At 30.5% G+C, this 23956-nt stretch carries 33 protein-coding genes and 1 other annotated feature; all 33 genes read right to left on the bottom strand.

Annotation, left to right across the window (positions count from 1 at the left end):
* Window positions 1–83 precede the first annotated feature (83 nt).
* The 33 genes from ABWP20_RS13015 to ABWP20_RS12855 all read right to left on the bottom strand — a co-directional run bounded on the left by ABWP20_RS13015 (window position 84) and on the right by ABWP20_RS12855 (window position 23956).
* Complete coding sequence (locus ABWP20_RS13015) at window positions 84–1739, bottom strand: glycosyl hydrolase family 18 protein (protein ID WP_353096276.1); 1656 nt, start codon at window positions 1737–1739, stop codon at window positions 84–86.
* A gap of 178 nt (window positions 1740–1917) precedes the next feature.
* Window positions 1918–2898, bottom strand: coding sequence for an aspartate--ammonia ligase (asnA, locus tag ABWP20_RS13010; protein WP_353096274.1), 981 nt, complete (start codon window positions 2896–2898; stop codon window positions 1918–1920).
* Between the two features lie 151 nt (window positions 2899–3049).
* Window positions 3050–3298 (bottom strand) — a binding site (T-box leader).
* A 402-nt stretch (window positions 3299–3700) separates the two neighbouring features.
* A complete protein-coding gene (locus tag ABWP20_RS13005) occupies window positions 3701–4099 on the bottom strand; it encodes an SRPBCC family protein (protein WP_353096273.1) in 399 nt (132 codons plus the stop codon).
* Between the two features lie 1234 nt (window positions 4100–5333).
* The gene (locus ABWP20_RS13000) at window positions 5334–6077 is read right to left on the bottom strand and encodes a homing endonuclease associated repeat-containing protein (RefSeq protein ID WP_353096271.1); all 744 of its coding nucleotides are present in this window, start codon (window positions 6075–6077) and stop codon (window positions 5334–5336) included.
* Entirely contained in the window at window positions 6058–6252 is a 195-nt protein-coding gene (locus ABWP20_RS12995) for a hypothetical protein (protein WP_353096269.1), read from the bottom strand. Before ABWP20_RS12995 ends, ABWP20_RS13000 begins: the two co-directional genes overlap by 20 nt.
* Window positions 6252–6644 (bottom strand): hypothetical protein, encoded by a 393-nt coding sequence (locus ABWP20_RS12990; protein WP_353096267.1) that lies wholly within the window; start codon window positions 6642–6644, stop codon window positions 6252–6254. The genes ABWP20_RS12995 and ABWP20_RS12990 overlap by 1 nt, the downstream gene beginning before the upstream one ends.
* A gap of 224 nt (window positions 6645–6868) precedes the next feature.
* A complete protein-coding gene (locus ABWP20_RS12985) occupies window positions 6869–7159 on the bottom strand; it encodes a hypothetical protein (protein WP_353096266.1) in 291 nt (96 codons plus the stop codon).
* Entirely contained in the window at window positions 7159–7818 is a 660-nt protein-coding gene (locus tag ABWP20_RS12980; RefSeq protein WP_353096264.1) for a peptidoglycan recognition protein family protein, read from the bottom strand. The genes ABWP20_RS12985 and ABWP20_RS12980 overlap by 1 nt, the downstream gene beginning before the upstream one ends.
* Before the next feature lie 4 nt (window positions 7819–7822).
* Window positions 7823–8029, bottom strand: a complete 207-nt coding sequence (locus tag ABWP20_RS12975; protein ID WP_353096263.1) for a hypothetical protein — start codon at window positions 8027–8029, stop codon at window positions 7823–7825.
* A 73-nt stretch (window positions 8030–8102) separates the two neighbouring features.
* Complete coding sequence (locus tag ABWP20_RS12970; RefSeq protein ID WP_353096261.1) at window positions 8103–8246, bottom strand: hypothetical protein; 144 nt, start codon at window positions 8244–8246, stop codon at window positions 8103–8105.
* A 1-nt stretch (window position 8247) separates the two neighbouring features.
* Window positions 8248–8445 carry a hypothetical protein gene (locus ABWP20_RS12965; protein WP_353096259.1) on the bottom strand — a complete coding sequence of 66 codons (198 nt, stop codon included), beginning with the start codon at window positions 8443–8445 and terminating at the stop codon, window positions 8248–8250.
* Window positions 8445–9761, bottom strand: coding sequence for a hypothetical protein (locus ABWP20_RS12960; RefSeq protein ID WP_353096258.1), 1317 nt, complete (start codon window positions 9759–9761; stop codon window positions 8445–8447). The genes ABWP20_RS12965 and ABWP20_RS12960 overlap by 1 nt, the downstream gene beginning before the upstream one ends.
* 1 nt (window position 9762) lies before the next feature.
* On the bottom strand, window positions 9763–10320 hold the full coding sequence (locus ABWP20_RS12955) for a hypothetical protein (RefSeq protein ID WP_353096256.1): 558 nt from the start codon (window positions 10318–10320) through the stop codon (window positions 9763–9765).
* Window positions 10320–10574, bottom strand: a complete 255-nt coding sequence (locus ABWP20_RS12950) for a hypothetical protein (protein WP_353096254.1) — start codon at window positions 10572–10574, stop codon at window positions 10320–10322. The genes ABWP20_RS12955 and ABWP20_RS12950 overlap by 1 nt, the downstream gene beginning before the upstream one ends.
* Window positions 10575–12464, bottom strand: coding sequence for a hypothetical protein (locus ABWP20_RS12945; protein WP_353096253.1), 1890 nt, complete (start codon window positions 12462–12464; stop codon window positions 10575–10577). It abuts the gene before it with no gap.
* An 11-nt stretch (window positions 12465–12475) separates the two neighbouring features.
* Window positions 12476–12793, bottom strand: a complete 318-nt coding sequence (locus ABWP20_RS12940) for a hypothetical protein (RefSeq protein ID WP_353096251.1) — start codon at window positions 12791–12793, stop codon at window positions 12476–12478.
* Complete coding sequence (locus ABWP20_RS12935) at window positions 12794–13528, bottom strand: putative phage tail protein (RefSeq protein WP_353096249.1); 735 nt, start codon at window positions 13526–13528, stop codon at window positions 12794–12796.
* A complete protein-coding gene (locus ABWP20_RS12930; protein WP_353096248.1) occupies window positions 13521–14588 on the bottom strand; it encodes a baseplate J/gp47 family protein in 1068 nt (355 codons plus the stop codon). Before ABWP20_RS12930 ends, ABWP20_RS12935 begins: the two co-directional genes overlap by 8 nt.
* Complete coding sequence (locus ABWP20_RS12925) at window positions 14589–15047, bottom strand: DUF2634 domain-containing protein (RefSeq protein ID WP_353096246.1); 459 nt, start codon at window positions 15045–15047, stop codon at window positions 14589–14591.
* Complete coding sequence (locus ABWP20_RS12920) at window positions 15040–15435, bottom strand: DUF2577 family protein (protein WP_353096244.1); 396 nt, start codon at window positions 15433–15435, stop codon at window positions 15040–15042. Before ABWP20_RS12920 ends, ABWP20_RS12925 begins: the two co-directional genes overlap by 8 nt.
* Complete coding sequence (locus tag ABWP20_RS12915) at window positions 15435–16433, bottom strand: XkdQ/YqbQ family protein (protein WP_353096243.1); 999 nt, start codon at window positions 16431–16433, stop codon at window positions 15435–15437. Before ABWP20_RS12915 ends, ABWP20_RS12920 begins: the two co-directional genes overlap by 1 nt.
* Before the next feature lies 1 nt (window position 16434).
* Complete coding sequence (locus ABWP20_RS12910) at window positions 16435–16857, bottom strand: hypothetical protein (protein WP_353096241.1); 423 nt, start codon at window positions 16855–16857, stop codon at window positions 16435–16437.
* A 13-nt stretch (window positions 16858–16870) separates the two neighbouring features.
* The gene (locus ABWP20_RS12905; RefSeq protein ID WP_353096239.1) at window positions 16871–18814 is read right to left on the bottom strand and encodes a phage tail tape measure protein; all 1944 of its coding nucleotides are present in this window, start codon (window positions 18812–18814) and stop codon (window positions 16871–16873) included.
* Between the two features lie 8 nt (window positions 18815–18822).
* Window positions 18823–18966 (bottom strand): hypothetical protein, encoded by a 144-nt coding sequence (locus ABWP20_RS12900; RefSeq protein WP_353096238.1) that lies wholly within the window; start codon window positions 18964–18966, stop codon window positions 18823–18825.
* Window positions 18967–18989: 23 nt separating this feature from the next.
* Window positions 18990–19367, bottom strand: a complete 378-nt coding sequence (locus ABWP20_RS12895; RefSeq protein WP_353096237.1) for a hypothetical protein — start codon at window positions 19365–19367, stop codon at window positions 18990–18992.
* 89 nt (window positions 19368–19456) lie between these two features.
* Window positions 19457–19888 (bottom strand): phage tail tube protein, encoded by a 432-nt coding sequence (locus ABWP20_RS12890; RefSeq protein WP_353096236.1) that lies wholly within the window; start codon window positions 19886–19888, stop codon window positions 19457–19459.
* Window positions 19889–19901: 13 nt separating this feature from the next.
* Complete coding sequence (locus ABWP20_RS12885) at window positions 19902–20969, bottom strand: phage tail sheath C-terminal domain-containing protein (RefSeq protein ID WP_353096234.1); 1068 nt, start codon at window positions 20967–20969, stop codon at window positions 19902–19904.
* A gap of 1 nt (window position 20970) precedes the next feature.
* A complete protein-coding gene (locus tag ABWP20_RS12880) occupies window positions 20971–21411 on the bottom strand; it encodes a phage tail terminator family protein (RefSeq protein ID WP_353096232.1) in 441 nt (146 codons plus the stop codon).
* Between the two features lie 11 nt (window positions 21412–21422).
* Entirely contained in the window at window positions 21423–21857 is a 435-nt protein-coding gene (locus ABWP20_RS12875) for a hypothetical protein (protein ID WP_353096230.1), read from the bottom strand.
* Entirely contained in the window at window positions 21854–22189 is a 336-nt protein-coding gene (locus ABWP20_RS12870) for a phage head closure protein (protein ID WP_353096228.1), read from the bottom strand. Before ABWP20_RS12870 ends, ABWP20_RS12875 begins: the two co-directional genes overlap by 4 nt.
* A complete protein-coding gene (locus tag ABWP20_RS12865) occupies window positions 22182–22484 on the bottom strand; it encodes a head-tail connector protein (RefSeq protein ID WP_353096227.1) in 303 nt (100 codons plus the stop codon). Before ABWP20_RS12865 ends, ABWP20_RS12870 begins: the two co-directional genes overlap by 8 nt.
* A 39-nt stretch (window positions 22485–22523) precedes the next feature.
* On the bottom strand, window positions 22524–22727 hold the full coding sequence (locus ABWP20_RS12860; RefSeq protein WP_353096225.1) for a hypothetical protein: 204 nt from the start codon (window positions 22725–22727) through the stop codon (window positions 22524–22526).
* A 47-nt stretch (window positions 22728–22774) separates the two neighbouring features.
* Complete coding sequence (locus ABWP20_RS12855; protein ID WP_353096223.1) at window positions 22775–23956, bottom strand: phage major capsid protein; 1182 nt, start codon at window positions 23954–23956, stop codon at window positions 22775–22777.

The raw sequence follows: 23956 nt of genomic DNA, 5'->3' as shown, positions 1-23956 counted from the left end.
TTTATATCTAATGATTTTTAACTTTAAAATTATTTAATTATGCTCATCTCTATAAATAATATAATCATTCCAATATTTCATCATTAATTTAATACCTTGTCTAAACTATTCCAAATATTAGCAGTTTCAAATCCCTTTCTCCAAGATGCTAAACCAGCTAATTCATATTTATGGACTAATGAAGCTTTAATTTCTAGAGATCTTGGATCCTCCAACCATATTTTATACATACTTCCATCTTTCTCCATTTGCCCAAAGTATTGAAGAGATTTATCATCCCAAGTTAAATCAATATTATTCTCTGATATGAATTTATTGGCCATTTCCATTGATAAAGCTTGAGAACTTACTTTTCCCTCCTTCTCTATCCACAATCTAGTATAAAATGGTACTCCCAAAATCAGCTTATTATTGGGAATATGCTCCAGTACTCCTAATATACTTTTTTCAACCCAATAATATTCTGCAACTGAACCAGCAACAGGACTAGTAGCCCAATGTTGGTCATATGCCATTAAAATCATATAATCTACAGCCTCTGAGAGTCTTTTTCTATCATAACATAAAGACCAATTTTCAGCTGTAGATATACCAGTTACATCCATGGATACACTCATTCCTACTTCCTTAAATACTGGATACAATTCTCTAACAAATTGCGTAAGAAAATCCTTGGTTTTTAAATGTACATTTTCAAAATCAATGTTAATTCCTTGAAATCCATAGTATTTATATAGTTCTAATATATCCATTATTAATTTTTCTCTAGTACTGCTTTCTGATAATAATTCATGAGTTAAATCTGGATCAAAATTGTTATTAATCAATGGCCATATTTCATACCCTAAATCATTATACTTCTTTACATATTCTATATTTCCTTTATCTAATATATTCCCCTCATCATTAATAGAAAACCATGTGGGAGATATTGTATTTATTCCCACAATTGGAGCTATCCCTTCTGTACTTTTTACTTTTCTATAAGTATAATCCCAAGTGAGATTTATATTTTTCTTACTAATGTCTTCTATATTGTTTTCAATAGGTTTCTCCACTTTAAATAAATCTTTAGTATAATTTATTTTAAAATACTTCTTCTCAATAAATCCTGGTATCCCATCTATTGTCCTTACTTTATACCAAGATTCATATTCTGCATAAACATTTAGAATAGTACCTATAGCCATATCCTTTGCTATAATAGGTGCTTTTATATCTAAATCACTCCTTATTACTGCCCCATCTAAAATAATTTCACCATTGAGATAAATTATATCTTTATAATCTAGTACAACAGCATTTGTATCTTCAAAATAATTAATTTCCACATCATAATTTTTTAAAATTATATCTATAGGAATATATATTTTCTCATTAATCTTTCTTATATTATTGGTAGTAAGAAACTCTTTGCTATTCACAGTGGCAATACTATCATCTAATTTATATCTAAGAACTTTTTCTTTATTAGTAATTATTAATATTTCTTCCCCTTCATCATAAAATATGTCTTCATCTATAAAATCTTTAACAGTTGGAAGTGAAAAATATAGTATATCTTCATAAAATAATACTGCATTTTCATTTTCTACTTCTTGTTCTTCAACAATTAAATATAATTCATCAGAGTATGCAATTACCTTTTTATTAGGTTGTAACCTTCTATAATGAATAAATCCAACTATACTGGCTATTACAATCAATATTATAAATGTTAATAAAACAATTCTTTTCACTTAATCCCCCCATTTAAATAAAATAATATTTTATCCTACTTAAATAGTATAATTGAAAATCTAGGTTTATACAAATATAATTAATATTAGTTTAATCATATAATTATATAAACAAGTAGTCATTAATTATAATTAATGACTACTTGTTATTCTTTTTTTATTTTATTCTTATACATTTCTATAATAAAAATATATTATTTTCTCTACATTCTTCTAATATATCTTCTGTCCATACGGAAGCTTGAACCTCTCCTATATGTTTTTTCTCTAAGAAGAACATACATATTCTAGACTGTCCAATTCCTCCTCCAACAGTAAATGGTAATTCTCCATTTAATAATCTTCTATGATATTCTAAAGTTTTTCTTTCTTCAGCTTTTGCTATTCTCAATTGTTTTCTTAAGGATTCTTCATCAACCCTTATTCCCATACTTGACAATTCCAAAACTGCATTTGTTGTTGGATTCCAAAATATAATGTCTCCATTTAAGTTCCAATCATCATAGTCTGGTGACCTTGTTCCATGGGGCTTCCCTGAATCCAATGGTTGCCCAATTTTAGATACAAACACAGCTCCATATTTTTCCGCTATTAAATACTCTCTTTTTTCTGGTGTTTCATTAGGATATAAATTTTCTAATTCTTGGCTAGTAATAAATTTTATATCTTCTGGTAACTTCTTCGTAAAATTATTTGAATACAAGCTATTTATATATGTTTCAGTTTCTTTAAACACATCATAGATATCCTTAACTATGTTTACTAAATAATCAGTAGTCCTATCGTTTTTTCTTATTACTTTTTCCCAATCCCATTGATCTACATAGATTGAATGTATATTATCTAATACTTCATCTGGACGTATTGCATTCATATCTGCATAAAGCCCTTCATCTATATTAAAACCATACCATTTTAATGCAAATCTTTTCCACTTTGCTAGAGATTGTACTATCTCAATCTTTTCATTATATTTTCTCATTTCAAATGATACTGCCTTTTCTACTCCAGTAAGATTATCATTTAACCCACTTTCTGGCGTCACAAATAATGGCGCTGATACTCTAATTAAATTTAGTTTTTCTGCTAACTTTTTTTCAAAAAAGTCTTTTAAATATTTTATTGCAACTTGAGTCTCTCTTGGATTTAACTCTGTCATTTTTATTCCTCCTGTCTTATTTTCATATAGATTTGATCCTAACAGACACTCCCAATGATAAATTCTACATTAAGATTGGTTCTCATTGCGTTTGACCTACTAAAGCTCACTCCGTTCGCTAAGTTAGGTCATAAAAAAACCTTTCATCCAAATAAAGGACGAAAGGTTAATTTCCGTGGTACCACCTTAGTTAGCAATAGGCTCACTCAAATAAGTACGGATTGTATTACAATCGATACTCTATAGTCGATATCAGGCTATTCCCGTCTAAGCCTACTCTTTTACAATTTCGGTTAGATGCTCAAGAATGTTCTTCGTTTATTGATTGGTATCGGATTTCCACCATCACCGACTCTCTATAACACTTTCAATAAATTACTCTTTCTATCAAAGCATTATTTTTAAATTATAAATAGTATAGCTTGATATTGAACTAAAGTCAAGAAAAATTTTAAAAAACTTTAGACTTTTTAAAACCTTAATAAAAATATAATAGCTAAAGTAACACATGCAATTATTCTAAGTACTATTTTTATATAATATCCTATTCCAACAACCCAAATAGCATTAGATTTAATCAAATCTAAAATCAAAATATCATAATTGCAAGATAATTAATCCTATCTTTTATAGATACTTTAGTAACCATTATTAATCTTCCTTTACAATTATTTTTATTTTGTTTCACTTAATTTCGTTAAACCAATATAATGGTATTAGGCGTTAGACATAAATTGCTAACAGCCTACCCTCTTGCTATTTCAATGAGCAATTTAAAGAGACCTTTATAGTAGGTCTCTTTCTATTCTTCTAATGCTTTCTTTAAATCTTTTATATAAGATGCTTGCTGTTTCTTTAAGTATAATTTTACAAAAGGTTTCATAAATACTTTTTTTACTGTTATATCCTCTGTGAAGTCTACAGTTGTTTCTCCATCCTCAAATAAAAAAATTCCAGTCCAATGACCTCTCATATTTTTATTTTCCATATCAAATTCATATCTTTTATTGGGCTCATAAGCAGTAATAGTAAATAAAGTAGAATATCCATTCTTTGTGTATTCTACAAATTGTTTTTCTAGTTTTAGAATTTCAATTTTACTTAAATCACTACGCCATGAATAATCTTCAAGAGAAGTAACAATGGTCCATACTTTTTCTATATCAAATGGAAATTTTGCTTTTATATTTGATATCGTCATAGTCTGTCCCCTCAAATTCTTATTTATTTACACATTATATCATCAATCATTCTTTTTTATTATAGCATAAATAATTAGAGTTAAATAGATGTGAAATCTCATAAAATATCATGGATTAAGAATATTTATGATTAATTAAATGGTAAGGCTAAATTAAATAAAATAGCCTTACCATTATATAATCGCAATACCCTAAGGGAATCGTCCCCCCGAACTTTTGGGACTAAAAATAGGGTTTTATATAGTCTTATGCGGTCATAAAACGTTGGGATTTCAATATTATGTGTTCATCAGTTCATATAGTTTTAGCCAGTCAAAAACCAATTAGATAATTTTTATCTTAGGGGCATTCACACTATCCCTTTTTTATTTTATTTCTATTTCCCTAATTTCCTATGCAAGCCCTTATTCTAGTCTTAAATAGATTTTATATGCTCGCAATATTTTTCTATTAGTGTATTGATTTAAATATGCATATGTTACAGAAAGCATAAAAGCGAATGATGTACAATCCTTGAACTCTCTCTTCAAGTAAAGATTAAAAACCAATCTAATATAGTCCATTAAAAACTAATTGGCTAAATCTTTTTTAGTACAAAATTCGCTTTTATAAGATGTTGAAATTCCAACGTTTTGGCGTACCCTGAGGGAGTCGAACCCCCGACCTTCTGGTTCGTAGCCAGAGATAATCCTTTTTGTACAGTCTCGTACGTCCTTCTACCCTTGCAAAATAGCCATTTATATTTTTCTAATTTGTGTACATTTAGATACATTTTGCTAGAATTGGCACGAATGGCACGCAAAGTGGCACGCAAATATTAGATATATTAATTAAAATAAAACGAGATTTCCAAGGTCTTATTTTATTTGATTTGTAGTAAATTCGTTTTAAACCGATCTTATATTCTTACTATACCTATTATATTAATATATCAATTTAATCTCGTCTAAATCCAATATACGCGGTCGCAATTTTCTGAATAAGTAGTTGTTATAAAGAAATAAAACTTTAATGATTCTTTCTTTATAACCTTATCAATATTCCATGTTTAACAGCAGTTTGAAATGTTAATATAACACCCAAAGCAAATCCTATTACACCAGCTAGACAAATTATAAGTACATTTTCCCAATTTATTCCTTTATATATCTCTTTAAGCTTATCCCCAATTTTATCACCTCATAATAATATTCTATATAAGATTTAAAACTCCTTCAAAAATAAAAAAGACCATCATAGGTCTATTTCTATTATATATTCTTTTATCATTTCTCTAAAACTTGTATGCTTCCTTCTTTTGGTAACTGTGTTTATAGAAGGTCCTTTTATACTTTTTAAGTATTCTGCAAACTGACTCTTTGTAATCTCATTTCCATAAATCATCATAGCATCTTTAATATATTTATCTATATCATCATCTGTATATTTCTTATATAAAGGTTTTATTATAGCTTTATCTTTTATTTTCAACCTATCATCATTGGCAACTAACTTTCTAACTTCTATTATGCTTCCGAACCTATTTTCATATATATCTATACTTTCTAATTCTCTTGTCTTAACCCATCTTCCTAACTTATTACTTATATTGATATAGTCTAATAACAGTTCTTCATCTGTTTTATTTGTATAGATTTTCCCTCTCGTTTCAAATCCGGCTTCTTCTAATAAATTATTGTAACTTCCAAACATATTATAAATTGAAAGTGCATATACTCCTTTTCCCTCTAAATCAAATATTGATGGAGTCTTGCCAAGTTCCTTTGATAAATCTTGAATGAAGTTTATATAATCTTCTTTCGTTCTAAAAAGATTAGGCAAGTATCCCATTTCCCTTACAAAATTATTATAATTCCCGTACAGCCTTTTTATCGGCTCTCTATGCCCCATTTCATCCCGATTAGGTATTCTCCCTAATTCTTTATGAAGTTTATTGAATCTCTCTATTAATTCCTCTTTAGTTATCTTTCTGCTCATTTTCTTCACCACTATTTCTAATCGTGATTTTCTCCCCATCAAATTCTAATATTAAACCCCTGACATCTTCATTCAACCCCATTTGCCTAATCCAGCTGTTAGGAAGGGTAGCTCTAAAGGTAGAGTTCCCACTTCCTGATTTATTTACTATCATTTTAGCTTTTCTTACTTCCATTATTCTTCCTCCACATATTCCATTTCTACTACATAATATCCCATTTCTTCAAAATCTATATCTTGGGGTTCCCAAGTTATTCTTAATTTAGTTTCTGCTGCTACTAATACTTCATTTTCTTTCTCGCAGTCTGTTGCTCCTAATATATCTAGTTCCTCTTCATTTGAGTAGTCTACATGGTGTACAGGTACGTTGTATGCTTTTAATAAGTAGTAGTATTCGTATTTATTTTCTACTGTAAATTCTCCGCCCATACTCCAACTCTCTGCTTTTTCTAAGTTATTGTATATTGTATCTTCTGTGAAATCTAGTTGGTAATTACTTCCTATCATTCTTGTTATTTTTTTCTCTACTCCTGTGATTTTCTTCGCTATATCGTTCTTAGTCAACATTCTCAATCTCTCCTTTTTGTATTCGCTCTTAATTTCTTATCTTAATTATATTATACTAAATATCGTAACGATAGTCAATACTTATTTATAAAATATTTAAAATTATTTTTATTTCTATAACCATTGCAATTACTATATTCTAACTGATTTCAAATAAAATTATAAAAATTATGTACAAAAAATAAAAAAAGACTAGAGATTTCTCCCTAGTCTAGTTAATAGCATTATTTACTTTTCTCTGCTTTTGGATCTACTACTATTTCATATGCTCCTGAACTTGCTACAGTTACTATTATAGCATTAATAACTGTTAAAACTATTCCTTCTACGCCTTGCCCAGTTTTAGCAAATACAAATGTAAGAATTAGCGATATTATAAAAGCATATAACCTGACTGCTCCATCACCAAAGCTTTTCTTTACTATTGATTTAGTAAATTGAGTTATAATACTTACTGCAGCTACTAATCCTGCAAATGTTGCTAATACCTCTATAGTCATAAAATCATTATACATTATTTATCCTCTCCTTTATATTCAATTACAATATTTGTTCCTTGCCCTGTAACGTTATATCCTAGTCTTTCCAAGAGCTTTACAGGGATATAATTAGTCTTATCTTTATATATACCTTCTACATCTAATTCTTTGCCATGTAAAACTATTTTTATCTTATCTAATCCTTTATCATTCATATCATTTAATTTCCTTTCTACTTGAAGTTTAAAAGCAGTCCAACCTTCCCAATTATTTGCTGATAGAATCCGAGGGCAATTCTTACCGGACCAATCATGATGCCTTTTAAGTCTATCTATGCCCCAACCTCTTTCATATAGAATCTTAGCTACTACCTCTACTGCGTTTTGTAAAGTTTTTGCTCTATCTCCACTTTCGCATATCTCTAATCCTATAGATTTAGTATTACCTACACCTTTCACCCCATCTCCTGCATGATAAGCTACCATATTAAACGGAATACATTCTATAGTTTCTTTATCATCAACTACCATATGAAATCCTGTAGAGGTTATATTGTTTTCTCTATTAAGGTTATCTCTTTCATTTTGTGCTGTTGATTTCTCATTAGCTGTAGAGTGTATAGTTAGACATTCGGGCTTCATAGGTATGTTAATTAATTTATTTTTATTTGTAATATGTTGTACCTTATAATTCACTCAATCACCTTCCTTTTTCTAAATCATCAATTCTATGATTAGCAACTTTCACTTTTTCTTCTAATATAAATGTTCTTTCTATTACTGAATTATGTTTATCTACCTTCTTTTCTAGTTGTTCCAATCTAAAGTTTGTTAATTTACTAGATGCTAATATCCCCCCAAATGTACCAATTACAATACCTACAAAATTAATTAGAATTTCATTCATCTTCTACCTCCTGTTAAAATTGATAAAAGGGCAATAAAAAAAGACTATCTCTAGTCTATTACCCTTCTTAGTGTTATTGATTAACCTTTTCTAATAGCTCTTGATACTGCTCTGTATTAATTCTATCGAATGCAAAGAATACATCTAATTTATTAGTCATATCTTCTTTCTCATATTTTCCTGCATCAATTAGATTTTTTAATAGATTGTAAATCATTTTACATGCCTCCTTGGTTTAATAGTTTTTCATATTCTTGTTGTAAGATATAATCTTGAACTTCTAGCACTTGGCTTTCTAATGCTTGTTTTTCTTTTTCTAATCTTTCAATTTTTTCCTCTGGTGTTTCTCCGTCGGTGATTTTTTCAAATGGTCCAAATGTACCATTTGCTAGCCTTTTTCTTCTTACTATAGTCATTAATTAAACACCCCACTTATCAGCTTTATTCCTTTATTGCTACTTGTAGATGTTCTATTCATTGTAATTCTTAGATATATCTCTGATTCTTCTGTAGAATTTTCATATACATATTCATCTTCTTCTATACCTGTTGTAACGAGTCCTGTATGGCTTACAGGTAACTCTTGATAAGATTTATTACCAAATTTAATTTCTACCTTTGTAGTTAAGTCCCCTACTTCTCTTTGTATCCATAGCAGTATTCCTTTAGCTGCCCCATCTGGAGGTATCATTTTATACTCTCTTACTGCTGTTTTGAGCGGCTGAACATTCTTTTCCTTATTGAGTTTAACTACTTTTTCTGTTATAGCTCCGTAGGAGTCTTTAGCTTGAATAGTTACATTATTATTACCATCATTGAGATTACTTATCGGTATTCTTATTTCAAAATCTCTATCCATGCCAGTATTTAATTTTATAAAACTACCGCTATTTATTTTATAATTTATAGTAGTTTCATTTGCATCTGGATCATTGACATTACCTTTGATTAATACTGCATCTGTGTCTATTAAATCATTTTGTGCCGATATAGGATTTATCGTTAATTTAGCAGGTCTATTATTTACTACATAGAAAAAGATTTCTTTTTCTTCTGATTTACCGCCTTTATCATCTTCTCCCCATAATTTTATTAGGTGTTTAGCATTATCTGATAGCTGATTAGATACTGCTGTAGCTCCATCATAAAGTTTTCCTTCTTTAAATATCAGAGATTTATTGTAAGGTATAGGATTTACTCCGTCTGATATACCGCTTGCTATTGCTCTTGTTGTTCCGTTGTTTATACTGTATTTTACTGATACTACATCTCCGTTATTTTCGTCTAATATATTTCCCGTTAATGTTAATACGCTTCCTTCATATAAAGTTTTGTTTGGAGTAGTATTATCTGATATTTTAGGTACTGCATTTGTAATATCCTCAATAGCTTCTGTTGATTCAATCTTTATAGATATCCTTGAGACGTCACCAGAACCATAAATCGTTTTTATTTCTTTCAAGGAAAATGCACGATATTTTCCTGATTGAATACCGTATCTCGTTGTTCCTGATTCTACATAGATTGTTGATGTAATATAAGTATCATTAGTTACATATATAGCCTTATTTAAATTACCAAAGTTATATTTTTTCTTTACTAAACCGTTTTCATTATCAGTAAAATCCATAATTTTCATTATGGATTCGCCATTTTCCTCACTAAATACAGCTGTTTGAAGTACTTTATTATTTTCTTTATCATAATCTAACTTAAAATTTAATTCATTCATATTACACCACCTCACCCTTTACAGAATAATTCCCCCAATAGCCAAATTGAAATCCTTCATTTATCTTTGCGTTAGACTTTGCGATAATTGCACCTTTTTTATAATTTTTAGTTAAGCTACTAACTACAAGCTCATTTTCTCTTACTGCTGCAACCTTAATCACTTCGATATTTTCATCATCATAGATAATATATTCTCCTATCTTAAATCTTTTTATAGACTTTACTTGTATATTTACACTATCAACAATATTTGTAGCAAATGTCATTGCTTCATCAATAAGCATACCTTTTATATCATCTTCTAAATCAGATAAACTATCAAAGAATGAATTCCCTCCTGGAACCCTACCTATTATTTCTAATTCTATTTGCATTTTCTTAAGTCTATCGTTAACTATCTTGTGCAATTCTCTATTTGTAAAAATTCCATCTTCAATGTTGTTGGCTCTTTTGGAAGTAAAACGCGTTCCTTCACTAATGACTTCGTTAGTCAAAGGATCTACGATATTAGGTTGCCAATCGGTTTTAATATAATCTTGAATATCTTTTTCATTCATTAAATCACTTCCTTTATATTAAAAGTTATCTTTGTATCAAATACTATAGTTTTGCTTTCTACTATTGCAGTACTAGACAGTAGCTTACCATTTTGTATAGTTATAGTATTATCTTGAAATTGCGTTACCGGTCTACTAAACTCAATCCAGCTGCTATTATAAAATATTTTCCCCTTCGCTTTAACCCATCTACCATTTCTAAATATTCTTATTTCTTTTACAGATTTTCCATCTGCCAGTTTAATATCTGCCATCTAAATTACTATCCAAATATCGTTTTGTTTTGGATTTGTGGGTGCTGCTGATGACACTGTTATCTTACTCATATTTCCTGATACAAAACTGCTATCATTTTGTAAATCACTTGTTTTAGATGGTATAGAGGGCCGGTTTTGTAAATCATTATAGCTATGTTTATGGGTATAAATTAAATCTAAATCTATTGAACTGTGCCCCCCTAAATCTGCTAGTTTGTCCAAAATATTTTTATTATTATGCGTATGAAGTTGAGAGTGAGTATGACCTGTGCTTGCCTTTCCACTTAATTTTTCATCTACTTCAATTTTAGTGTAATATCTTTCATCAAAGTCGATATCTTTTACTAGTTCTGATAATTTAGTTGGTAAATCTCCTGTATTTGCTATCACATTCCATGATCCCCATGCGGAAGTAGAAGTTCCTTGTCTGATAGCTATATTTTTACCACCAACAGATAATTGCACTGGATATCCACCACTTGAATCCATCCAACCAGTTATGGTTAATATGAAAGCATAAGCGCTACTTGCACTAGCATCTGCGGGCGGATTACCTACAGATTTCCTAGATTTAAATTCCCAAAACATGTTTTGACCAAAATAATAACTTGGTGGACTATCTATGCTTCTAGTATCTACTATCTTTAACTTATTTGCTCGTTCCGCAATATCTATTATGCCGTCATTATTTTTATCATACACACTTTTCATCATGTCACCATATCCAGCAATACTTATTTCTTCTTTAGTTGCAAATGTATCGTCTACATAAACCTTGTCAGCTTTATTGTCTACCTTGTCCCACTTATCCTTATCTTTTTGAGTTACATGCCTTGCTGAATCTAAAGTATGTTCTACTGCATTATTCCAAGAATTAATCAAAGTTTGTGTAATAATATCCAATATGGATTTATTGATATGAGCATGTTTTTTAGAATTTGCATCATCCCAATTAGCTATTGCTGCATCACTAACAAATCTTTTATTTTCATTCTCTACAATTATATTTGCGCTATGAGTCTTAGGGTGAATGTAATTATTAGCTCCTTCTTCTATTTCATCTAATTTATCTTTTCTATCAATAGTAAAATCCTCTGTAGATAACCCTTTCCCTGCTACTTTATCTACCTTTTTTTCTAACTGATTAAGTATGTTAGTAGCAAAATTAGGATCTTCTCCTAAAGCCTTAGCTAGTTCTGCTAAGGTATCTAAAGCTTCAGGTGCAGCTCCGATTAAATCTTGTATTTTTTGTAAAACTTCTTCTTTATTAAATACTTCATCCTTGTCATATTTTTTATTTAATTCTTTCTCTACGTATGTCTTATCAGCCTTATCCTCGTGAGTATGATTAGTGTTTGATTTTTCTTTTAACTTATTGTCTATATCAACTTTTTTATAGTACAAAGCATCATGGTCATGTTCTGAAGGTGTAAAAGTGGATGGCTTATTTATTATCTCTTCCCAGTTTATTATTCTATCTAAACTTTCTTCTTCAGCTGTCTTTATCCACTTATCATTATAGTAAATATATTCTGCCCAACCCTTCGTTACTGTGTTATCTCCTGTTGCATCTATAACGTGGACTATTGAATCTTTATTCTCTAAAGAATTTCTCTCTAATATATCCTTGACTTTTTTTGTTTTTAAATTGTTAATTCTATGTGTAAGATTTAGTAGTTCTTTATCATGAATATATATTCTTTCTATATCTTCATCTGATATATTATCTAACACATCTTTATTCTCATGACTATGCTTTTCTTCATGTGCTTCTACTATTCCATTTTCTATATTGTTAAAGTATTCAGCATGTAAAGGGGTTCCATCTCGTAATAAATTGCCTTGTTCATCATAGACTTTATTTTTCCACTCAGTAGGTTTATACACTTAACCGCCTCCTACTCTATATAGCCTAAATTCGTTTCTTCTACTGTTATCTTAAATTCAAATGTTAGAACTAAGCCATCTAATTGTTTTTCTATTGAATAAGGTTTTATTGCTAATACTTCTCCTTGATTAGTGAATAGCTGAGCTTCTTCAATTACCCCTATTTCATCTTCTACATATAAATATTTCCTTATTGCATTTTCTTTTTTTATTGTTTTAAAAACTTCAAAATCCTTATATTCTCCATTGATTTTTATCTTAGCTTTAAATATAAGATTATCAATATAATCTAAAGTTTTATCTATCAATATAGGTTGTATTACTTCCATCTATATCTCCCCCTCTCCTATTGCAATATCACCAGTACGTTTAAATGTTATCTCATTATAAGGTGTATGCGATTTATTAATTAAGTACGCTAGTTGACTGTCTAGTTTCAACGTTTCGGTCGTCATAATATCCGCGATTCCTAAACAAACTGGAAATTCATATGTCTTACTTGCTATATTAAAAGGACTTTTTTCTATATATCCTGCTAAATTATCTTCAGTATGAAATTCATCCGTAATTCTTAATTCGTTAGGGAATTCGCAGGTTTTAAGGATTAGTAATAGTTCTTCTATATAATTAACTATATAATCATACCCCAAGTGTGCAGGCTTGACTTCATTTATTGCATTACTCATTTCTTTAGAAAATTTTATTTTTTCTTGATTAGTGAATGCAATTTGAATCCTTCTATCGAAATCAACATCTACACTTACATTAGTAAACGCTTCAACTATAGCTTTTATCATTGCTAGACTTACTTTCCCTACACCTCTCATTTTAGCTTTTATAATACTTTTTCTTTCTTCTAAGCTTTTATTAGGTCTTATAGGTAAATTTAATTCTTTCTCATATATAGCAAGTCCCCAAGTTGCTGTATCTATGAAAAATTGTCTCTCTAAATCTTCCATGTTTAATCCTAATTTATTGAATTCTATTTGTTCCGCATTTAGGATCTCTTGAAATACTATAGAAGACCTCTCGTATGAGGGTAAATATTCTAATAGTCTACTCACTTAATACCACCTCGCCTAGTATGGCTACTTCTTCATTATCTATTATTATATTTTCTATTCCTCCATTAAGCATTAAATCTGTATAGTCTAAAACTCCATCCACATTCAGTACCAAAGAACCTATTTGCGCATAAGACACCAAGTTCTTTTTAAATGCTATTTCTTTTAAATAATTAGTTATACTTTCCTCTATATTTATTTTTATCTGCTCTAGTGAATAGTTATCATCTTTAGTGACTTTAACCGATATATCAACAATTTTACTCGTAGCAGATATTACAGTACAAAATGCGCCTATAGGTGCCTGTCCTTCTCCAACGCCTTTACTTCCCGGATCTATATATTCTTGCACTTTATCAATTAAATCTTCACTAGCAGGTTTTTTATTACTATCTATTATTATTACTTTTACTGTGTTATCTCCTGCCCATAAAGGAATGATTTTAGCATCACCAACTCCGACAACTTCTTTTGCCCAATTTAGATAATGATACTTATTGGCACTTGTTGCAGGAGTTCTGATACGTTCGTAATATCTTTCCAATAAACTTGTATCACTTTCAGCATCATAGCCATTTTTAACTGGTTCTTGGTTAGTTACAGAGGTTAATCCTGCTATACTAATAGGAAAGTATTTTATTGCTCCTGCAGGTACATTGCCTACACTTCCACTTGTTTCACATTCAACATTTACTAATATTTGTCCTGCATTGTCTATAATTTTATTTTCTAATGATATAAAGTTTACTGTATCGGCTCCTACAAGGTCACCTTTACTTATTTTCGCTCCCTCTTGACCTGACATTGTTACTATTGTAGTTGCTTTTGTAGCTTGTTTTCTAGTAATACCTGTACGTTGATATATAAATCTTTCTAATTCTTCACCTTCTAAATTTTCTACATCTAGTTTATTAGCTATTTCTTGTATCTCTTTATTTTTATTTTCTAATTCTATAGCTGCAGCTTTTGAAAAATCATAAGGAAATAACCCTTCAGATTTATCATATTTATCTGGAATATTACCTAATATTCTTTTTAGTATATCTTCTCTATTCTCCAATTAAAAATTCACCTCCTGGTTGAAGGTTTCGCCATTTTTTAATATTACTGTGAAATATATTTTAAGAGTAGTCATTTCTTGATCTGTTCTAAAATCTTCTATTCTATCTATTTCACTATGCCTTTTCAAAGCTTCCTCTATTTCTCTCCTTAGTTCAGACTGCAAAAAGAATTGTGGTACTTTTCTCCCTTGTATTAACTTCTTAATAGTTGTACCATATTCATTGAAATTTTCATCTTCTTTATATATCTCAAACTTAAATTTTTCTGTTCTTAATATTTTTTCTATCCAAACTTTTATAGCTTCTTTACCTTCTACTTCCACTAATCTTCCATCTTTTAAAACAAAATCACCTTTTTTAAAGTCAAATAAAAATGTCTTGCCTTGATTTTTCTTTTCTTCATTTTTCAATTCTTTTACAACGTTATCTAAATTCAGTTCAGGAAATATATTAATCACCCACTTTTCTAACCTTATCTACTATAAAAAATACCTGCTCATTTTCAGCAGGCATCAATAATACTTCATCATCTATTTTTAATTCAAAATATAAGGTTAATTTAGTTTTCTCTTTATCATTTATGTTTATTGAAATTAAGGAATTGGAAGGTTTTGATGTAATAGTAATATCCCCTATATAATCTCCAGCTATTAATTCAATTTTATATTCTTTTTCTATCAAACTATCACATATATAAATATTATGTATAGTTTCATCCAGGACTGCTTCCCCATTCATAATAGATATCTTTAAAGGATTTATACCTATTACTTTGCCAACGCAAGAACCTATATTACTTTTATTATCTCTTTCCTTGAACATTTGAGCTAGTCCAACATCCCACATTAAACCACCTTCTCTATAGTTAAATTCATTTTATGAACTCTATTTTGATACGTATGAGTACAATCTTTTACTAAATATTGCCCTTGTAACTCAAACGTATCATTATTTACTTCTAATATTCTACCTGCTCTTACATTATCATCACCTAATAATTCTATAGATATATCCTCACCAATTCTATTCAATTCTTTAAGTTTGTTTTGAGCAATTACTTTAGCTTTTGCTATATCTTTATCATCTACACTTTCCACTTCTTGCAATAATCCGAATTTAGCTATATTTTTATTATCCTTAGCAGTAGCAACTACTCTACTGCTTTTTTCGTTACTAGAAGATATCAATATACTATTCCTCATTTCTGCTATGGATTCAGATTTACTAATGCTCCCTATAGTGTCAAGAGGATTGAATGATTTAATATTATGCGCAGGTTTGAACGAAGGTCTTATAATTAAATCTGTGTATTTTTCTATATATAATTTACCTGCTCTCATTTCTAGTCTATATTTTATACCTAGTTCATCTGCAGCTTGTTTTAATATATCTTTAATAATATCTGCTATAGTATCCTCTTTATAAATCTTAGTAACGACTGTGGATATAGATGTTATATTGCCTATAAGTACATTAAATTTACTGCATAATTGCTTTATAGCTTCATCCGCTCTTACTTTATTAAACTGAATTATGGTTCTAGATTGGTTAAGATAAAAGGCATAATCAAAAGCTGTTACGGGTTTTGAATATCTTTCTGTCCCTAAATCTACTATAATACCTCTGAATAATTCTTTGCCGTTATTTAGCAAAACTATCTTATCTCCAACTTCAACTAAATCATAACTTTTCATATGCTTATCATCTGTATTTCTAGCTACATCTACATTTAATTCCATCCCTAAAGTATCAATACTATCTTTCCAACTTAGGTTACCACATAAGTTAGTTATGTTGTTTTGCTTTCCACTATCTTTAATAAGAGAGAGTGTATAATTATCCAATTTATACGCCCCCAATAATTCTGTATTCTGTTACATTTAACGTATATTCTACGTCTCCATTTTTCCTCTGCTTGAATGTAAAATCATCTATAGTACAAGGTATATTAAACCATTCCCTTCCGTCATATCTGCTTGTCACTACTCTTAAGGGTACTTTTGCATTTCTCCATTTGTTAAAGAAATCTATATATTTAAAAGGTTCTGCTATGCTTCCAGGTTTTAACCAAGAGTATTTCCGAGAAGGAAATATAGAAGTGATAGAAAATGTTCTAAGGCCTTCATCACCAATTAAATTTATAGTTCCATTATTTAAAGTTTCAAATTGTTCATTATTTTGAGGTTTATTCACCTCTATTTCTGGTACTACAGGTAATACCATCACTTCTTCATTATTGTTTGCACTAAATACTATATTACTTCCCATTTTCTACCACCTCCTAAACATTTTGATAAGCTAATGATACTTTTCTATATACTTCATTGCCTACTTCATTAATAAACTGTCTATTTCCTATTACATTTCCTAGTATCTTAACTTCTACTTTTACATCCTGCTTAGCCCCTTTACCTCTTAATAGCCTTTCTGATTTGTCAGCAGGTATTATTGTTTCTCCTGAAGAAAGTTTCCTTATCTCTCCGCCCTTTTCATGTATTCTTGCATATCCGGCAGGTGAATAGGAGGTTCCCTTTGCAAATGCTGGAATCCTAGAACTTGATGTCTGAGTAGAATTTTTATCCTCTTTGGTTTTCTTGAATAGTTCAACAGTACCTTTTATTGGGTTCTTTAGGAACTTCTTCAACCCTTCCCAATATCCTTTGATTGTCTCAACTATTTTATTCCAAGCCTCTTTAGTGCTTTCTACAGTTTCTTTCCAATCCTGCGCTAGTTTATCTTTAAGTTTACCAGCCCATTCCATGACAGTTTCCCAATTCCTCCACAGTAGATAACCTGCTGCAACCACTGCGCCTATTGCTAATACAAGCCAGCCGAGTGGTGTTATCATAAGGGTGCCATTTAACAATAGCCACACTGTATGCAACCCGCCTAATACTATTTTCAAGACACCTATAACCTTTATAACTGCATAAATAGAACCTACAAAAACCATTATTGTTGTAATAGCTTTCTCGTGCTCCTTTACAAAATCAACTACACGTTTTACAAAGTCGACCATTTTTGTAACACTTTCACCTATAGACTGAACCCATCCTTGAATCTTTTCTTCATTATTAGTGACCCAAGTTTCCATTTTGTCAATATATTCTCCTATAAGCCCTGATTGGGTACTCATCATAGAAGTAAATATATTCTTAGATGTATTCTTTAGCTTATTTAGCTTAAACCCTACAGTATTAGTCATTGTCTTAAAAGCTTCATCTGTCATTCCTGTACTGTCTATTACTTCACCAAGTATGTTGTTAAAATCTGCGAATCCCCCTTCGCTAGTTAACGATATTGCAGCATTTAAAGCATTTACGTTACCAAATAGCTGTCCCATGGCGTCAGTATTGCCTTTAGTTTTTTCTTTTACTTCTTCTATCCATTTAGCGAAACCTTTACTTTTAATAGCGCCTACACTATAGTCTATCCCCAATTTCTTAGCCATGTCTTTTGCTTGCTTAGTAGGTTTGATGACATTGGACATTATACCTTTTAGTCCCGTCATAGCTTCAGACGTAGACTGTCCATTTTTAGTAAGAGAACCCACTGCTCCGAGTACTTCATCTAAGCTAACCCCTACTGATTTTGCTATGGGGGTTACAGAACCTAGAGAACTCGCTAACTCTCCAACGGAAGTTACTCCCAAATTTTGAGTAACTAGCATTTTATCCGATACGCTTTGCATAGCTTCAGTTCCAGTAAGTCCGTAAACATTCATTGTACTAGTCATAAGTTTTAACGCGCTATTAGTATCAGTAAAACCCGATATAGCAAGCTTACTAGACAGCACCGCTGCATCCATAGATTCGTTGGCCTTTACTCCACTAGATGTGGCAGAGTATTGTGCATCTGCTAATTCATTGACAACAATACCAGTAGCGGTAGAATTTTTAAGTAACTCACTTTGTATATTCTTTAACTCCAAAGAACTTCCAGCAATAGATTTAACTTTTGCACTAGCATCGTCTAACTCCATCATGCCTTTAAAGCCCGTCCCAATAGCCAATGCCCCAAATGCTCCGACTGCGGCTGCTCCAATTTTAGCGGTTTTCTTTATTACTTTATCCATTGCTTTTATGCTATTGTTTTTCCATTTTTCTATTTGATTTTGAGATTTTTTCATCTCTCTTGTGACTTTATCTACGTTTTTAGATACTTTTACCAGCGGTTGAGACATTTTATCCTTTAAAGATAGTATTGTCGCTATTTGTTTAGCCAAAATCTCACCTACTTCCTAAACATAGCCTTGTATTTTTCGTGTTCCATCTCAATTGCATAATCCATAGCTTCTTTGTAAAACAGCTTTTCTAAATAAGAAAGAGATAATAAAGAATTCAATGCATGCCCTTTATCTAAGTAATAAGCATACATCTGTAATTCTCCATCATCTCTTATTAGTTTTTTATTTCAACATCCAGTTTATCTATTCCGTAGAATGAATTTATTATCTCTATAATCCCATTGATTTCATTTAACTGATCTTCTAATATTGCAGATGGTAAATCCGCAGGAGTAGATACTTCGTATACTTCCATAGCTTCTTTTGTGTTTTCCCTAAACATCGGGCAACACTCGTATATCATTTTATTCATAGCGCCAATAGCACCATCCTCTACTTCTTCAGCTAATTCCAAGTATTGAGATAAAGGTATTTTTCTAACCTCTATATCCATGCCTAATATTTCACTAGAATAATATTTAACTTGTAATCTGTCCATATCTCCCTGTTTTTTCTTTGCAATTATCTCTGCTAACGTAGCTTTTTTATTCATATAATCCTCTCCTTATCTTTATAATCAAAATAAATGATGCCCTAGAGTCGTTTCTAAGGCATTTAAATTAACTTCTTAATATATTCTATTTATTGTAATATCTCAACATCGCTAGCCTTGAAAGGCATCTCTATCTCTCCGACTGCTTTTTCTTCCCATGATTGTAAAGTAATTTCATCAAAGGTTATACCAGTTATTTTTATTCTTTGAGTTTTTCCGCTTGCTTTGTTATATGCCTTACTTACAATTGAAACATCTGGTACTCTTCCTGCTGCATACTCTGCAAATAATAAATCTATTGCTTTATTATAATTCTTATCAGATTTTCTATAAGCAAAAGTCCCCTCATAACCATAACCTAGTAAAACTCTATCGGTTGATAATCCATTTGGAACATCTTCCCATTCTAACATCATTTTTACTTCGAATGATTTTACTTTATCCCAGTCGGTATCATTAACCCATAAGTCTCCGTTTGATCCATTCCAATATTGATTACTTCTATTGTTAGCATTGCTCATTATTTACCCCTCCTTACATTGCTATTTCAAATTCAAAGTCTTCCATAGCATTTAAAATCTTTGTATTGCCTGCAAGGAATACATTAGTACCAACTGTCATTTCCATTACTTTATTGTCATCCCATGTGCTAACTTCTTCTGCCCCATATTTAGGAATATTAGCTAACCTTTGTTTCTCTACATCTACTCTAGTTTTATTTTCAAAATTCGGATCTAGAATCAAATCATTGGCCAGTGCCTTGAAATATGAGTTAATGGCACCAATTAGCAACATTTGATTATCTAATGAATTTTTATATTTACCTTTGTAAAAATTCTTCCAGGTAGTATATATGTCTGTATAGATCATATCCATAACTTCTACTATTAAAATAAATTTCATATCATCAGTAATACCTTGTCCGGTTGTAACTAAGGAATTAACACCTCTAGTAACTCTAACTTCTCCCTCATCATTGTATAAAATGAATTCGCCTTTATTGATTGCCTCGCCTAAATCAGCAGGCTCTTCCACTGATTTTAATTTCTGTAAAGGTTTAGCTATAGAAGACATATCTAAACTTAGTCCTGCTAAATATCCTAGTAGATAAGGTAAATATCCTTCTGCATCTTCATTAGTTAAATTCACTACATGCATATCATCGCTGGATGTAGCTTTATAAACTAAAGCCTTGTATCTCTTTTTATCGTCCTTAACACTAGATTTAATGAAACTAACTAAGTCATTTGTTTCCTCTGTTGTTGCATCGGCTATCCCTATCCAGCAATTCATCTCGACTTTGCCCTTTATAGCTTTTAATAAATCTGTTAATTCTTCCGTTTCGCCAAGCCTAGCTATTACTAATTTCTTAGGCGAACCTTCTAATGCATCTTTAATATATTTTACATTCTCAGGGGTATATTTTTCCTGTTCTTCTTTTGTTAAATCATCTACGCCTCTATATTCTACAAATGTAAAAGTGCTATCTGTATTATCTTTGATAATTAATACCGCTGTCCTTCCGCCACTAGAACGTTGAACCGCACTAGCGCCAAGACCTTTAAAGATAATATCAATTTTAGGCATTCCTATATCTGCCATATTATCCCTTCCTTCCTATTTCTAATTCTTCCATATAAGGTTTATCTGCATCATGTTTGCTTCTGCCATAGTTCTCTGACAGTCTTAAATCAAAATAACAATGCAACACCTTATCTGTAATATTGAATTCTAATTCATCTATTTCTATATTCATATATTCATTAACTCTTATTAGATTATCTTCTAGGAATATCTCATTAAGTTTATCTTGCATATTCAACAATTCAATTTCATTGTTGTCTATCGTAGATGAATAATAATATATTCTTACTGTTATTTCTCTATCTAAAGCTTCTCTCATAAAATCAGTAGCCTTTACATTGTCGAATGACATAAAAAATGAAGGTCTAGTTATACCCTCATCAACACTTAACACTTCTATATTTGTATTGTTTTCTAGCATTTCTACTATAGCTTTACTTATTTCAGTGTATTTAACCACTATATCACCACCTAAAACCCATGTTTGTCAAGTAATTCGTCTATGAAATCTTGTGTATCTTGGTAATATTCTCCCTCATATGCTTTTACCCCACCTTCAAAGAAGTGATGTCCTTTTGCAAATCCATGTTCCTTTCCGTTTTTATCTACAATTCTATGCCCATTGTTGAGCAAATGAGCATGGTTCGCTGGACTTTTCGCATAAACTCTGACAGCCATACTACCATCTACATAATATTTATAAGGCTTACCTCTAGCAATTCCTTTAAACAGATTGCCCGTTTTCTTTTTTATCTTAGATTTAGCATCTTTTATAGTTTTATTTTTTAATTTAGTTCCTGATTTTTGTAGAAACTTATTGGCATGTTTACCTTTTTCAAATTCTTTCGCCAAATCCAATAATTCCTCTTCAAAATCTGTTAATTCACTGAAATCAAATCCACTCATTCAATTACCAGCCTTGTATGCACTTCATAAAATTCATTGTTTTGAAAATCTGGATCAAAGTATTTAACCTCATATGTTTGTCCTTTGTATTCAAATCTATAAGTATTGTCTAGTTTAGGAAGTGACTTAATTCTAATTTTAAATTTATGAGTAGATTCTACATATTCAGTTTCTGCTTGACCATCTTTTAAAGCAGACTGTTTCGGAATAATTTGAACGTATACAGTCTTATATAGGGCATACTTATATTCCCATTTTCCTAATTCATTTTTTACTTTTTGTTTAGTATATACGTCTACTCTATTTCTTAATTTACTAGTAATTCTACTCATTTATATCACCATAGTATCCATGTTTCATCTGTTGAATTAATGAATTTATAGTATACCTAACTTTCTCATCCACATTTAACTCTGTAAATTCCCTATTGTCATACCAGTTAGTTACAAGGACTAACATTACTAATTTAGCTTTATTTTTAAATTTATCATTAACTAATTTAATATCAAAATCATCTATAGAGTCTCTTAAATATGTTTCAGCAGTATCTATTAATAATTGAATTTGTGTATCATCTTCGTCATAGTCTACTCTTAGCCATTCTTTAGTTTCTTGTAAATTTATCATCTAACCACCTCCAGAATGGAGAGAGGGACATAATCCCTCTTATTTTTTCTTTTCTTTTGATTCTATTTTAGGTTCATCAACTTCTTCAGGTAGTTCTTCTTTAACCATCAATTCAACTCCTAAGAATCCGCTTTTTCTAAGTTCTCCGACTCTTTCTTCTTTGTCAGTTATATAAACAGTTCCCTTTTCATGTAACTTTTTAGTTTCTTTATCTATAAAAGTTTTTTCAACTAAATACATCATAATTATTGCCTCCTCATTCTACATAGTAGGGAGAGTTTATTTCTCTCCTATACCTCAGGTGTTACTGTTAAATCAAACTCACCGACTACAACAGCCTTTTTATCTATTGATTTAATGTCTAGTCTTTCTCTTACTTTCATACCCATTAAATCTTTGACCCAAGTACTGTCGCTCTTGTCATTGAATTCAATTGTTAAGGTTTCTCTATCAAATATTGTAATAGCCTCTTTTAAGTCTCCGCAGTAGATAGGAGCCTTATTATTGGTAGTCTTAATAGTCTTGTTTGATACTTTAACTATAGGGTATCTACCAAACAATAACTTTTGAGTTGCTTTTGTTGGATCTGGTTGTAATACGTATTTCCCATCTTTATCCTTCAACTTATCTAAGTGATTAAACACATCTTGATTCATTATTACTACAGATGTTAGTTCAAAGGAGGGGTCTAGATTAATGTTGAATATATCTTTCAAATCATCTAGTGTTTTAACTGGTGTTTTAGTAGCTCCAAAATCTTCATTCAAGATTTTTAAAATTAAAGCATTTCTAGTTACTTTAGCTTTTTTACCTACCCACTTTCTTATATATCCAGTTATATTCTCTGCTGTATCTTGTAATAACTCTCTCGAGAATTTAAGGATGCCTCCTTTTTTCTTCACTTCATATTTTATTTGTTCAAATTTTGGAGCTTCCATTTCTGGAAAATCTGCCGCTTCTTCCACATTGTCAAATGGAATATAGTCGGATTCCTTTTCTATTACTCTAGAACCACTTAAGGTATTAACCCTCTCTACATTTACATAGTTTTCTAGTGCATCTGGGTAACTTCTTCTTAACTCCATTATTTTAGTTCTTATGTCCTGCGGAACAGTTAATCCGCCATCTTCTTTAACTCCCTCTGTCATTGTAGTAGCATTAAGGATTTCTTTTTCTTCATTTGATACTTTAGCATATCCAGCGATAGACTTCATAGCATTTACAAATGCACCTGCAGCAGTAACTTTTGACTCCTTACCCTCTTCTAATTCATCAGTTACTATTATCCCTTCATCAAATTCGCCCTCATCTTCAATTTCTTTTAACGCTTCAATTTTGGCTTTAATAGCTTTTATTTCTTCTGTAGTTGCATTGATTTCCTCTGCTGTAACTCCTTCTTTATTCATTAACTCATTTGCTTCTTTTTGTTTATTTTGTAGTTTATTTAGAAATTCTCTCATTTCTTTAGTCAT

This window comes from Tissierella praeacuta (assembly GCF_040396155.1).
Taxonomy (GTDB): domain Bacteria; phylum Bacillota; class Clostridia; order Tissierellales; family Tissierellaceae; genus Tissierella; species Tissierella praeacuta_A.
This window is presented reverse-complemented; position numbering and strand designations above follow the sequence as displayed.